The organism is Bradyrhizobium sp. AUGA SZCCT0431 (assembly GCF_018131065.1).
In the GTDB taxonomy this organism is placed as follows: domain Bacteria; phylum Pseudomonadota; class Alphaproteobacteria; order Rhizobiales; family Xanthobacteraceae; genus Bradyrhizobium.
The window spans coordinates 1-12,897 of record NZ_JAFCLR010000064.1 but is presented as its reverse complement, the minus strand read 5'-3'; the positions used below and the strand labels follow the sequence as shown (position 1 = coordinate 12,897).

Genomic DNA, 12,897 nt, shown 5'->3' with positions numbered 1-12,897 from the left:
CGACATCCAGCCTTTGGTTAGGCGCACCATCCGGCCGCCGCCCAATTGCCACCTCCGCAGCCTGTCACCTGGGGAACAGCGCTCCGGTTCGGTCTCAGGCATTCTCCAGATCACAGGAAAGGACGCGGTGGTCGCGCCCCACCTGCCAAATGGAGAACTGCCATGAACACCCACAATGCCCAGATCGATGCGCTGTCCGACAAAGAACTCGAGGCCGTCTCGGGTGGCAAGGACCGGGTTCAAGTGACCAAGGAACAGTATGAACAGATCCTCGAAGTTCGCATGATGTTCGCCAGCCTCAAGAAGTAAGGCCGGATGCCTTGAGCGGATCAGTAGTTCTCACGCCTTGGCCCATACGAGTACGGCGGATCAGCCCTCATGGCCGATCCGCCGTACTTGTTGAGTAGATGGCTCCCGCTGGCCGCGTCGGTTCACGCTTCAGTCGTTGGCGCCGTGGATGGAGGCAACGACCGCGGCCGTGACCTCGTCGGTCCTGGCCTTGCCGCCGAGGTCCGGCGTGTGAAAGCGGGGATCGGCCGTGACACGCTCGATCGCCTGCATCAACCGCGCCGCGGCTGCCGGCTCGCCGAGATGCTCCAGCATCATCACCGATGACCAGAACGTCCCGACGGGATTGGCGATGCCTTTGCCGATGATGTCGAAGGCCGAGCCATGTATAGGCTCGAACATCGATGGGTAGGTCCGCTCCGGATTGAGATTCGCGGTCGGCGCGATGCCGAGTGAGCCGGCGAGCGCGGCAGCGAGATCCGACAGCACGTCGGCATGCAAATTGGTGGCCACCACGGTATCGATGGTCTCCGGCTTCATGACCATGCGCATGGTCATCGCATCGACCAGCATCTTGTCCCAGGTCACGTCCTTGAACTCGGCCGCGATCTCGGTGGCGATCTCGTCCCACATCACCATGGCATGGCGCTGGGCGTTGGATTTGGTCACGACGGTGAGCAGCTTGCGGGGCCGCGACTGTGCGAGCTTGAAGGCGAAGCGCATGATGCGCTCGACGCCGGGACGGGTCAGGATCGAGACGTCGGTTGCGACTTCGAGCGGCAAGCCCTTGTGAACGCGGCCACCGACGCCGGCATATTCGCCTTCCGAATTTTCGCGGACGATCACCCAGTCGAGTTCCTTGCCGTGCACGTTGCGCAGCGGGCTGGTGATGCCGGGCAGGATCCGCGTCGGACGGACGTTGGCGTATTGATCGAACGGCTGGCAGATGGCGAGCCGCAGCCCCCACAGCGTGATATGATCAGGCACATCAGGCGCGCCGGCCGAGCCGAACAGGATAGCGTCGTGATTCTTGATCTGGTCGCGGCCATCCTCCGGCATCATGATGCCGTGCTTCTTGTAGTATTCAGACCCCCAGTCAAAATGATCGACCTTGAACGTGAAGTTGCCGTCGCGCTGGGCCAGCGCGTGCAGCACCTCGACACCTGCGGCAACGACTTCGGTGCCGATCCCGTCGCCCGGGATGGCGGCTATGGCGTACGTCTTCATCGATTGATCTCCGGATTGCGAATGTCGCGATGGGTGTTCGGCTGCTTGCGGCGGGGAGTTCAGTTTCCCTTGGCCCCTGCAGCCTTGATGACCGCGCCCCAGCGCGGCACTTCGGCTGTCAGATGCGCCTTGAGTGCCGCCGGCGTCGCCAGCTCCGTCTGGACCGGCTCGGTGCCGAGATTGGCAAACCGCTCGATCACTTTGGGGTCCTTCAGCGCCGCTTGAAGTGCGGCGACAAGCTTGTCGGTGGCCTCTTTCGGCAATCCCTTCGGAGCCCACATCGCATGCCAGGCCGAGACCTCAAATCCCTTGACGGCGCCGCCGTCGAGCGTCGGCAGGTCAGGCAATGACGAGACTTTGGCTTTGGTCGTGACCGCAAAGCCTTTGATCTTGCCTTCCTTGATCTGGTTGGTGGTGTTGGTGGTCTGGTCGCACATCACGTCGAACTGGCCACTGAGCAGGTCGTTCATCGCAGGCCCGGTGCCGCGATAGGGAATCCCGTTCATCTGCACGCCAAGCTCCTTCATCAGCATCAGCATGCAAAGATGCGAGGCGGAGCCGATTCCGGCATGCCCATAGACCGCCTTGTCGCCGCTTGCGCGAATCCACGCCACATACTCGGTCACATTGTTGGCAGCAAGTGTCGGCTTCGACACCAGGGTCATCGGCACGTCGGTGATGCGACCGAGGTGATCGAAATCGTCGACGACATGATACTTGAGGGAGTCGTAGAGCGCGGGCGCAGTCGCGTGCGCGATGTGCCAGATCGCGAGCGTGTAGCCGTCGGCGGCCGACTTCGACACGCGCGCCATGCCGAGCGTGCCACCGGCGCCGCCGACATTTTCGACCAGGATGGTCTGGCCGAGGCTTCGGCCCATCGATTCCGCGATGAGGCGGGCCACGGTGTCGGTCGGCCCTCCGGCCGCCGCCGGAACGATGATGGTGATCGGTTTTGTCGGAAAGGCGGTCTGCGCGAAGGCTGTGTGTGACGCCCATAGCGACGCGGCCGCGATGGCGCCGGAAAGGATCGTGCGACGATTGAACCGCATTGGGTCGCTCCCTGCAGAATTCGTTGATTGGCTGATTTCAGCACTTCCGGACAAGGTACGGCTAAAGGTCACGCGCCTTCAATCGGCATACGATTATACAAATATTTGATATAATCTGCCCGGGGGAGGACGAAATATGGAACTGCACCAGCTTCGCTGCTTCGTGGCGGCGGCCGAGGAATTGCATTTTGGGCGTGCGGCCCAACGGCTGGAAATGCTGCCCTCCGCGCTCGGGCGTTACATCCGCCTGCTCGAAGACGATCTCGGCACCCGGCTCATGACGCGAACGACGCGCAGCGTGACGCTGACCGATGACGGCGTCGTCCTGCTCAAGGAGGCCCGCGCCTTGCTGGCGCAGGCGGACAATCTGGCGGTCAAATTCCAGGCGCGGGGCCGCAAGCAGGGCGCGATCATCCGCGTCGGCGCGATCGACAGCGCAGCGGCGGGACTGCTGCCGATGCTGCTTTCCGATTTTCGCGAACAGAGACCGGATGTCACGGTGAAATTGACGGAAGACAAGACGATCCGGCTGTTGCCGGCCCTGATCTCCGGCCGGCTCGACATGGCCCTGGTGCGCCCACCAGAAAAGCCCGACAAGCGGCTCGAATTTCTGTTTCTCCTGAACGAGACGGCCGTTGTCGCCGTGCCGGACCATCATCCCCTCGCGTCGAGAAAACGGGTGACCGTCGCCGATCTTGCCGAACAGCCGCTGATCGTACCCGAGCGTCGGTCGCGCCCGCATAGCCACGATCTGACCATGAAACTGTTTGCTCAGGCTGGACTGCAGGCGCGCGTCATCCAGATTGCCAATGAGAAGCAGACCATCGTGAATCTCGTCGCGGCCGAACTCGGCGTTGCTATCGTGCCGCGATGGACATCGCGAATGGCGGCGCGGGGCGTTCGGTTTGTTCCGCTCGCGGGATCCGACATGAACCGCTTGCCGCTCGCAGCCGCCTGGACCCGCGGTACGCGCGATCTCATCAGGGACGAAATGCTCGAGATCCTCAAAGCGTCCCTTAAACGCTATGCACGGGAGGCCTGAAGCCAGGACGATCGCGAGGCGAGCCGCCGGCTGACTGCCTGAGTGACCTGGATCACAAACAAGTCGGGTCGGAGAAGGCAATGTCCCGTTCGTCGCAGCGCCGTGCTGCGCCTAACGAAGGAAAACAACCATGACCGATTTCACTCCCGTCAAAGCCGAAGCATTGACCTCCGATGAACTCGACCGCGTTGCCGGTGGCATCATCATCGTGAGCGGATTGCAGCGCCAGTTTTCCTCCAGGCTGGACTGGGTCGCGCTCAATCCGCAGCCGCTGCCGCCGAAGGTTTTCTTCTCATTCGGCCGCTGATCGCGGCCGCTGCCGCCGGCACGGCTCGCGCGGCTGGAGCCTTTGCCGTTCCGAATCAATCGGAATGGCAAAGGCTCCAGGTTCTAGATTTGACGCGTTTTCTTGACGCGAACCGGTATCCACCCTCGGATCAAGTCCGAGGGCATGCTTCGCTTGAAAACGCTTCAGTTCGTATTGAGCCGGAACCGCAGCGTTCTGGTGCCGATGAACGAGATCGCATCGCCCTGCCTCTTCCAGGTCGCGGCATCGGTCAGTGCGGCAATCAGTTCGTCGTCGGCCTGGGCGCGATTGGGCGGACAATTGCGGTTCTCCATCGCGCCTGCCACGAAGATCACGGTGTTGCCTGCCACCGAAAACTGGCCCTTGCCGCCTTTGCACCAGAGTTCGAGCACCACTTCGCCGGCGTCGCCAATCTCGAGATTCGGTATCCGCTTGGAGCCGGGCTGCGGCGGGACATCCATGGTCATTTCCATTCCGAACGGAAAGCCGTTGTCGGCCTGGGCATGACCGGCATGAGGGACGGAAACCAGCAGCACCGAAGCAACGCCTGCGAGCTTCACCATGCGCGCGAATGAAATCATGCAACCTCTCTCGAAAAATCCTCAACCCCGATATCGCGCCGTTCTATTGAACAAGTATGTCATTGGCTAGAGCGTTTTCCAGCGAAGCATGCCCTCGGACTTGATCCGGGGGTGGATACCGGTTCGCGCCGGGAAAACGCGTCAAATCAAGAATCTAAAGCAGTGTTCCGATTCAATCGCAACGCTGCGTTAGGCCCGCGCGGTTCGGAGCGGTCTTCTGTCCTGCGTCAGCTGGGGCGCAAAATGCCGCACCGAAGAAAACCCCGCGGGCTGCGCCGCGAGGATTTGGTTGATCGATTTGGGTCTTGCTTCGCAATCCGCTCAGTCGAATTTTGCCTGCGCCGTCTTTCCATCAGGACCGGTCAGTTGAACGACACCTTTTGGCTGAACCGGCAATGCGACGCGGGTTGTGCCGGAAAGCAGCGCGCTCCCGGCAGGCTCCAGCAGGAGCCGCTGGGATTTGCCGCCGACAACGAGGATGGCAATCGCCTTGAACCCCGTGGCCGGGATCGATTTCTGGTTCTCGTCGCTGACGAAGAGTTCGAGCTTGTCGGATTTCGAAACCAGTTCGACGTGATACGAACCGGCATGCGCGACCCACCGCCATTCGCTCCCTTCTCGTCGTGCGCCGAGGCACCAGTCGACCAGGCCAACACGGCCGCAACCATCAAAAATTTCGCATTCACCGTCTTTCTCCGAATGTTGATGTCAAAAAGCTTCGGCGGCTGAATTTGCCGGGGCCGTTCCCGCCTTGCCGTCGGCACCTCGCCGCAGCCGCTCCAGAGGAGCTTCGCCATAGCGAAGGAAGAGAACGGGCGTCAGCAACGTGTCGAGCAGGGTCGCGCTGAGGAGGCCGCCGAAAATCGTCACGGCCACCGGATGGAGAATTTCCTTGCCGGGATTTGCCGCGTCGATCAGCAGCGGCACCAGCGCCACGCCGGCCGACATCGCCGTCATCAAGACCGGCGTCAGCCGCTCGACACTGCCGCGGACCACGAGATCGTGGCCGAACGGCATTCCTTCTTTCAGCGCCAGGTTGATGTAGTGGCTGATTTTGAGGATGCCGTTGCGAACCGCGATGCCGGTCAGCGTGACAAATCCAACCATCGACGCCACCGAGAGCGGTTGTCCTGCCAGCCAAAGGGCTGCGACCGAGCCGATCAGCGCCAGCGGGACGTTGCCCATGATGATGAAGGCGAGCACGGTCGAGCGGTAGCGGCTGTAGAGAATGGCAAACACCAGCAATAGCGACAGCAACGAGAGTACGCCGATGGTCCGGCTTGCTTCCCCCTGGGCCTGGAACGTTCCCTCCAGGCGGAGGTAATAGCCCTCGGGAAGCTTTGCCGAAGCGGTCACTTTTCGGATCGCCTCGACAATGTCGGTCATGTCGGCGCCTCCTTTGGTGTTCGCGAACACCACCACACGGCGGCGGCTATTCTCGCGCAGGATCTGGTTGGGGCCTTCGGTCTCCTTGACGTCCGCGATCTGCCGGGCGGGTATCCAGCCGGCCGGCGTTTCGATCAAGAGGTCGCCCAGGGTTTGCGTGGTGCGAAGCCGATCCGGCAGCCGCATCGTGACGTCGAACCGCCGATAGCCATCCACCACCCGTGAAATAACCCGGCCATTCGAGAGCCGGCTGAGTTGCTCGATCACGGTGGCCGGCTGCACGCCGTAGAGCGCCGCACGGCGATAATCAACACGAATTTCCAGCTGCGGAATCAGCACCTGCTTTTCGACCTGAAGGTCGGTGAGACCCGGAATCTCCGCCAGCTTGCCGCGCAACATTTCAGCGATCGCGCGCAGGCTATTCAGGTCGTCGCCGAAGATTTTCAGCGCAATTTCGGCCCGAACGCCCGAAAGCATATGGTCGAGCCGGTGCGAAATCGGCTGGCCTACGTTGATCGAAGCCGGAAGCACGGCGAGCCGGCCCCGTATGTCAGCGACGATTTCGGCCTTTGGCCGTTTCGATGGCTTGAGATTGACCTCGAGGTCCGACGAATGGACGCCTTCGGCATGTTCGTCGAGCTCCGCCCGCCCGGTTCGCCGGCCCACGGTCTTGACCTCGGGCACTTCAAGGACGAGACGTTCCGCAATCAGCCCGACGCGATGGGACTCGGCGAGCGAAATTCCCGGATTGAAAAGCATGTTGATCGTGAACGTGCCTTCGTTGAAAGGCGGCAGGAATGCGCGGGGAAGATAGAATGCGGAAACCGCCGCAATGACAACCGCCGCGAGTGCGGCAGCCATCAAGGCGCGCTGATGGTGGAAAACCCGTTCGAGCAAGGCCGCGTTGGCGCGCTTGAGCATCGCCACCAGAGCGCTGTCGCCATGATCGAGGCGCTTGAGATGCGGAAGCATGTGATACGCCATCACCGGGGTCAGGGTGATGGAGACCGCAAGGCTGGCGAGAATGGAGATGATGTAGGCCTGACCAAGCGGCGCAAACAGCCGGCCTTCGATTCCCGACAGCGCAAACAGCGGCACGAACACCAGAACGATGATGGCGGTCGCATAGACGATACCGGAGCGCACTTCCTGGGATGCCGATACGACGACATCGAATGCCGGGCGGGGGTGCTCCAGGGCGCGATTTTCGCGCAAGCGCCGGAAGATGTTTTCGACGTCGACGACGGCGTCATCGACCAGCTCGCCGATGGCGATGGCAATGCCGCCAAGGGTCATCGTGTTGATCGACAGGCCGGCAAAATAGAACACGACCGCGGTCGTCAGGATCGACACCGGGATCGCAGCCAGCGAGATCGCCGTGGTCCGCCAGTTCATCAGGAACAGAAACAGCACAATGGCGACAACCGCGCCGGCCTCAAGCAGAACCCGCTCGACATTGCCGATCGAGGTTTCGATGAAATTGGCCTGACGGAAGATGATCTGGTCAGCCTTCATGCCCAACGGCAGCGAGGCCGTGATTTCCTTCAGGGCCTGTTCGATCTCGCGCGTGAGCCGGATGGTATCGACGTTCGGCTGCTTCTCGACCGAGACGACGACGGCGGGCTTGCCCATATAGCCAGCGTCGCCGCGCTTGACCTTGGGGGCGAACTCGACGGTGGCTACCTGCTTCAGATAGACCGGCCCGCCATTGACCTGCGCCACCACCACGTTGCGAAGGTCGTCCAGATTGGTGGTGCGCCCGATGTTGCGGATCAGATATTCGCGCGCATGTTGATCGGTAAATCCGCCGCCGGTGTTGACGCCGAACTGATTGAGGGCCAGCTCGACCTGCTCGTAGGTGACGCCGAGGCTGCGCAGCGCGGGCGGATTGGGGGAGATTCGATACTGCCGGACCTCGCCCCCCATCGGAATCACCTGCGCGACACCGGGGATCGTCAACAAGCGCGGCCGCACCACGAAGTCAGCGGTCTCGCGGACTTCCATCGCCGAGGCCCGGTCGCTGGTCACCGCGACCAGCAGCACCTGGCCCATGATGGAGTTGATCGGTCCCAGTTGCGGGACGGTATTGGGCGGCAACTGGGTTCGGATCAGATTGAGACGTTCGGCGATCTGCTGCCGGTTACGATAGATATCGGTGCCCCAGTCGAATTCGACATAAACGATCGAAAGGCCGATTCCGGAAATGGATCGGACCCGCGTCACGCCGGGAATACCGTTCATTTGCGTTTCGATCGGAAAACTGACGAGCTGCTCGACCTCGGGGGGCGCAAGCCCGTCGGACTCGGTCATGATCGTGACCGTCGGCTTGTTCAGGTCGGGAAACACGTCTACCGGCAACCGGCCGGCGCTGAAGATGCCGAGCAGGACCAGCACCAACGCAGCCGCCATGACCAGCAGGCTGTTGCGCAGCGACTGAGTGACGAGAAAGCGAAACATCGGCCCTGCTCCTCAGCGCACTTGGTCGAGGAGTTCGGCGCCCTGCACGACGAGGCGCTTGCCTCCGGCGAGGCCGGTGGCGATGAACACGCGGTCACCGTCGAGCGGCTCTACCCGTACCGGATGCTGTTCGAAACGTTCGGCCGTGAGGTGTTCGTAGACGACTTCCTGGCCGTTTATGTTGCGCACCAGACTGGCCCGCGGGACCGCAAGGCCGACCTTTTCCTCATTGGTGGTGGCAAGGACGGTGACGAACTGCCCGGCGCGAAGGCCGGAATGATCGCCCTGAATGGCAAACTGGACCGGAATCGATTGATTGCGGTCGGCAAAGCCGGAGCCCTGATAGACCAGCGTGACGATGCGATCGGTCCCGAGATTCGCCGTCGCGCTGCGAACGCCCGTCAGCGCGTCGAAGCTGCGGGCTTCAACCCACAGACGGGTCGGATCGATGATGTGGAAAATCACCGCATTGGACTGGGCGATCTGCCCGGCCACCGGCGTGCCTTCGGCGACGACCCCGTCGACCGGCGCCATCAGCGCTTCGGGCTCCCGGCGCGACCGGTCGAGCGATCCGCGCCGGTCTTTCAATCCCTGGAGCTCCGACCTCGTGTCTTCGAGCTGGGAGCGGGCAACGGCGCCGCTCGGCACCAGTGTTTCATAGCGGGCGAGCCGTCGCTCCACGATGGAAATTTGCTGGTCGAGTTCGCCCTGGCGCTGGCGCATATCCGACACGTCGATGGCCTGCAGCGGCGGGTCGACATAAGCAAGGATGTCGCCCTTCTTGACCGGCGTCCCGAGCTTCGGAAAACCACCCGGCGGCGCCGAGAGACGGCCGCCCACCGAAGCCTGCACGAATCCGCTGGCGTTCGGATCGGGGATGATTCGGCCCGGCAGCTCGATGGCGCGCGGATGCGCGCCGGATTCGGTCATCACGGTGCGGATTGCGAGAATGCGTTGCGTGCTCTTCGGCACGAACACACCGCCGTCAGGCAGGCGCTGCGCCTGGTCGCGAGCCGATTGCATCGGCGCGGCCGGAGCGGCGTGATCGTGACCGTCATGGGAGCGGGATGGGCTGTTGTACAGGATGATCGCGGCGGCGATGACCAAAGCGATGGCCGCCCTGCGACGCCGTCGCACCAACGCCATGACAACGGCCCCAGCGGCAAGTCCTCCCAGCATGGCGAAAAACAACGCCGGACCGTCGTGATTGAGATGGTGCCGGACTTCGCCTGCGATGGCTGAAGTCGAGAACCAGGACGTTGGTCCGGCCTTGTCGGCAGGAACATCCGGAATCACTATCCGGGCGGACAACACATCCACATCGCCATCTTTCGCGATCGTGAAGATCAGGTCGTAGGCACCCGGCTTGCTGGACCAGGGCGCATCGAGGCGATAGGGCTCGCCCGGCTTGGCTTCGGCCTTTCGCGGCCCGGCGGGCGTTTCGATTTCGATTCCCGCGCCGTCCACCGGTTCGTTGGTGGCGAAGCGGTCGAGATAGATGGCCAGCACGCCGTCGCGCACAATCGCAACCAGTTCGTGCGCTTCCGAGGCGGCCTCGGCACGCGGCGCGATACTGGAGATCGGCGCCGGAGCGGGCGCACCATGATCGTGACCGTCGTGCGCCATCACTGGCCCTGCCGCAAGCAGGATTAATACAGCCGCCACGCACCGCGCAGCACGGAACAAAGTAGACATCTGAATGACTCACCTGAGAAGAAGCGTGTTCTCGCTCGCGCGGCCGGCACATCATGCCGCCGCGATATCGTTGCTCAGGTGAACGCTCGGGGGGGTTTACGCAGGCTTGCGGGTTCTATGCCCGAAGCAAGCACGGCACCGGTGACATCAAGACGGTGCGAATGAACCGCAGGAGGCAAACATTGCGAGGCTGCAACCAAAGCGGCCCCGCCGCAGCACCCCATGCCCGCTCCGCAACAACCGTCCACGCATCCATCCGCATCGATCGGCGCTGCATCCGGCGCCCGACCTGCGGTCAGGAAAAGCTGGTGCGGGATAGAAGCGGTCGTTTCGGCAAAGACGTCGTTGGTGAACGCAGCCTTGGTGAGGTGATGCGCCACCGGCGCATGGGCGCCGTGAGGCACCGCGTGATGATGAACGTGGACATGTCCCTGCGTGCGGTGGGCCTGGTCGGCATGGGCGCGGGCCAAGGCAGGCGCGAATTGAACGGCGATCAGGACGATCACCGCACAAACAAACTGCCAAAGCTTTGGGTTCGCGTTCATCATGCTCACAATATCACAGGGCTCTCGGCACTGCATAGGTCAGGTTAAAGATGGCTAACGCGTGCTGCGAGCCATTCATCTTTCTGTCGTCTTCAGGCCAGCAACGGTTCACGAGGCTTTGATGAACGGGGTCGCCGGTCCAGACAGGGTGTATATTTACGCTCGAAACTGAATACTATTACGGTCGGCATCCCGTTCAGGACGCGCCCCGCAACCTCAGTTGAATTTGGCTTGCACGGTTTTGCCATCGGGTGAGGTCAGTTGCACCACCCCCTTCGGCTGTGCCGACAGCGCGTCGCTGGCGGTTCCGGAAAGCCGCGCGCTTCCGGCAGGTTCCATCGCAACGCGCTGGGCCTTGCCATTGACGACAAAGATGCCGATGGCCTTGAAGCCGGTTGCGGCGATCGGCTTCTGGTTCGCATCGCTGATGTACAGATCGACCTTTTCGGATTTCGAAACCAGCTCGACATGATACGAGCCGGCATCCTCGACCCTGCCGCCGTTCGTGCCCTGGTGATCGTGCGCCCAGGCGCTGGCGGACGAAGCCACGAGCGCAGCAACCATTAGAAACTTCTTCATTGTCATTCTCCAGATGTTCGGTTGCCGACAGGCGTCAGAGGTACGTGAGCAGAGTGGATCAACAGCGATCCAGCCGAGGTGGTAAAGCCGGCCGACACCGTCGGCCGGCTTGTTGTCGTTAGTGGTGGTGGTGACCGTGGTGGTGATGATGGCCGTGGTGATGGCCGTGGTGATGGTGATGGCCATGATGATGATGATGGCCATGGTGCCAGCGCCAATGCCAGTGATGGCCATGATGGTGATGACCATGATGATGATGGCCGTGGTGATGATGACCATGATGGTGATGCCAATGCCCCGCGCTGCTTGCGGAGACGCCGGCGACCAGGATGGCCGTTGCAGCGAACGCGGAGAGGATTGCTTTACGAAACGACATGGTAGCTCCTTGGGTTGTGGTAGCAGGGGATCTGCTCCGTAGTTCGAACCCTATGATCGTCGCCGGCGGCTGAACGTGAGCTGAAACACGCTGGTGCACTCGCCTCTTCTTGAAGCGTGGACCTGCAAGCGAATTCGCAAGGCAAATCAGGCACGAACTGAACATTCATCTCGGCATGCGCCACAATGACGCGCGTCGAAATTGCTTCGTCGTCGATCGTGTCAATGTGTCGAATCGTGTGCATGGCTGTTTGACGCGCGCGTCATTCACATCGTTCATGGAAAATTTCTGAACAGTTGTTCAGGTGTCCGCTCGGCGATGAAGGGAAAGACGATCGTCAGCACGTATTGAAGGTCGCGACCAGCGCCGCAACATGGTGGGACTTCTTGCTGCCCACTTGCGATGTCGGCCGCAGGGAAATTCGGGTTCGCCAAATCGTTTGGTTCGTCTCGATGAAGAACCAGGCAAAAGGGTGTTGTGATGGAAGCTGATTTGACCGCCTTGAAAGGCTGGTACAGTTGGGTGGGTTCGAACCACCGACCTCCTGTTCCACAGACAGGCGCTCTAACCAACTGAGCTACAACTGCATCCTGCGCGAAGCCCCTGGACGGATTTGCTTCGGCCATTCGTGACTACAGCAGGCATCATCGCTTGAATGTGAGCTGGCGCACACAGTGGATGGGCCGACGCAAACAGCCGTACCTACCAGCCGCACAAGATCATTTGGCCGCGACAAAACAACCCGACGCGCTGCTCACGCGCGCGTCATTGCGAGGAGCAACAGCGACGAAGCCCATGCCTCCGCAAGTGGTGCTATGGATTGCTTCGCGGAGCCTGTCATCGGGCGCGCATTCGCGCGACCCGTTGGCTCGCAATGACGAGGCTGGATCGTCATGGTGCGACAAAACGGCCCGACGGGCAAATCAGTTCTGATTATCGGAATTCATGTCAAGCCCCGAAACAAAAAATATTTCGCTTTTCCAGAAGGCAAATCAGGGGCACATATCTGCCCATCCCGTCCCACTCAGAGGGCGGCGGCCGTCGTCACGGACGTTGGACGGGTTGCGGTGGACGCTGATGTGCTGGCGACGAACGGCACTGAGGCGTACGGCGAAGTCGTGTGGTCCTGGCGCCCCGTTGCTGGCGTCAAGTTCCTGAGAAGCCAAACGCTGATCAGGGATGATGGTGGCAAGAAAGCCCGTTCACCAGGGAGAGCTCGATATAAGTCGTAAAGCCACTGCGCAGGGAAGGCCGGGTGTTCTCCGCTGCCCTGTATGCTCGTGTGCACTTTGTTTTGTGCAAACCGCACGCGAGACCGCGGGTGCAGCGCGCACCCGGTCTTCCCTGCGCCCTCTCATTTCGGGG

The 12,897-nt window shown here is 61.8% G+C and carries 11 protein-coding genes and 1 tRNA gene; 4 read left to right on the top strand and 8 right to left on the bottom strand.

All coding sequences use genetic code 11. The features are described 5' to 3' along the window. Positions 1-162: 162 nt before the first annotated feature. On the top strand, positions 163-309 hold the full coding sequence (locus tag JQ567_RS36145) for a bacteriocin (RefSeq protein ID WP_212443234.1): 147 nt from the start codon (positions 163-165) through the stop codon (positions 307-309). Between the two features lie 129 nt (positions 310-438). On the opposite strand, the gene JQ567_RS36140 is transcribed toward JQ567_RS36145, so the two are convergent. Together JQ567_RS36140 and JQ567_RS36135 are read right to left on the bottom strand one after the other, a co-directional pair. Continuing rightward, the gene (locus JQ567_RS36140) at positions 439-1,515 is read right to left on the bottom strand and encodes a tartrate dehydrogenase (RefSeq protein ID WP_212443233.1); all 1,077 of its coding nucleotides are present in this window, start codon (positions 1,513-1,515) and stop codon (positions 439-441) included. Between the two features lie 59 nt (positions 1,516-1,574). Next, positions 1,575-2,564 (bottom strand): tripartite tricarboxylate transporter substrate-binding protein, encoded by a 990-nt coding sequence (locus JQ567_RS36135; protein ID WP_212443232.1) that lies wholly within the window; start codon positions 2,562-2,564, stop codon positions 1,575-1,577. Positions 2,565-2,700: 136 nt separating this feature from the next. On the opposite strand from JQ567_RS36135, the gene JQ567_RS36130 reads away from it, so the two are divergent. Together JQ567_RS36130 and JQ567_RS36125 are read left to right on the top strand one after the other, a co-directional pair. After that, on the top strand, positions 2,701-3,606 hold the full coding sequence (locus JQ567_RS36130; protein ID WP_212443231.1) for a LysR family transcriptional regulator: 906 nt from the start codon (positions 2,701-2,703) through the stop codon (positions 3,604-3,606). 130 nt (positions 3,607-3,736) lie between these two features. Beyond that, the gene (locus JQ567_RS36125) at positions 3,737-3,913 is read left to right on the top strand and encodes a hypothetical protein (RefSeq protein ID WP_212443230.1); all 177 of its coding nucleotides are present in this window, start codon (positions 3,737-3,739) and stop codon (positions 3,911-3,913) included. 164 nt (positions 3,914-4,077) lie between these two features. Here JQ567_RS36125 and JQ567_RS36120 read toward each other — a convergent pair whose 3' ends face one another. Further along, positions 4,078-4,494: an META domain-containing protein gene (locus JQ567_RS36120; protein ID WP_212443229.1), complete on the bottom strand. Its 417-nt coding sequence runs from the start codon at positions 4,492-4,494 to the stop codon at positions 4,078-4,080. A gap of 111 nt (positions 4,495-4,605) precedes the next feature. Between JQ567_RS36120 and JQ567_RS36115 the strand changes: the two genes are divergently transcribed. Continuing rightward, positions 4,606-5,223 carry a hypothetical protein gene (locus JQ567_RS36115; RefSeq protein ID WP_212443228.1) on the top strand — a complete coding sequence of 206 codons (618 nt, stop codon included), beginning with the start codon at positions 4,606-4,608 and terminating at the stop codon, positions 5,221-5,223. On the opposite strand, the gene JQ567_RS36110 is transcribed toward JQ567_RS36115, so the two are convergent. The 5 genes from JQ567_RS36110 to JQ567_RS36090 form a co-directional block, all read right to left on the bottom strand. Then, positions 5,203-8,337 (bottom strand): efflux RND transporter permease subunit, encoded by a 3,135-nt coding sequence (locus JQ567_RS36110; RefSeq protein WP_212443227.1) that lies wholly within the window; start codon positions 8,335-8,337, stop codon positions 5,203-5,205. The genes JQ567_RS36115 and JQ567_RS36110 overlap by 21 nt on opposite strands. Positions 8,338-8,349: 12 nt before the next feature. Then, positions 8,350-10,032 carry an efflux RND transporter periplasmic adaptor subunit gene (locus JQ567_RS36105; protein ID WP_212443226.1) on the bottom strand — a complete coding sequence of 561 codons (1,683 nt, stop codon included), beginning with the start codon at positions 10,030-10,032 and terminating at the stop codon, positions 8,350-8,352. 74 nt (positions 10,033-10,106) lie between these two features. After that, positions 10,107-10,580, bottom strand: a complete 474-nt coding sequence (locus JQ567_RS36100; protein WP_212443225.1) for a hypothetical protein — start codon at positions 10,578-10,580, stop codon at positions 10,107-10,109. A gap of 213 nt (positions 10,581-10,793) precedes the next feature. Continuing rightward, positions 10,794-11,435 (bottom strand): hypothetical protein, encoded by a 642-nt coding sequence (locus JQ567_RS38500; RefSeq protein WP_249165959.1) that lies wholly within the window; start codon positions 11,433-11,435, stop codon positions 10,794-10,796. A gap of 607 nt (positions 11,436-12,042) precedes the next feature. After that, positions 12,043-12,119: transfer RNA gene (locus JQ567_RS36090), tRNA-His, on the bottom strand. Between the last annotated feature and the right edge of the window lie 778 nt (positions 12,120-12,897).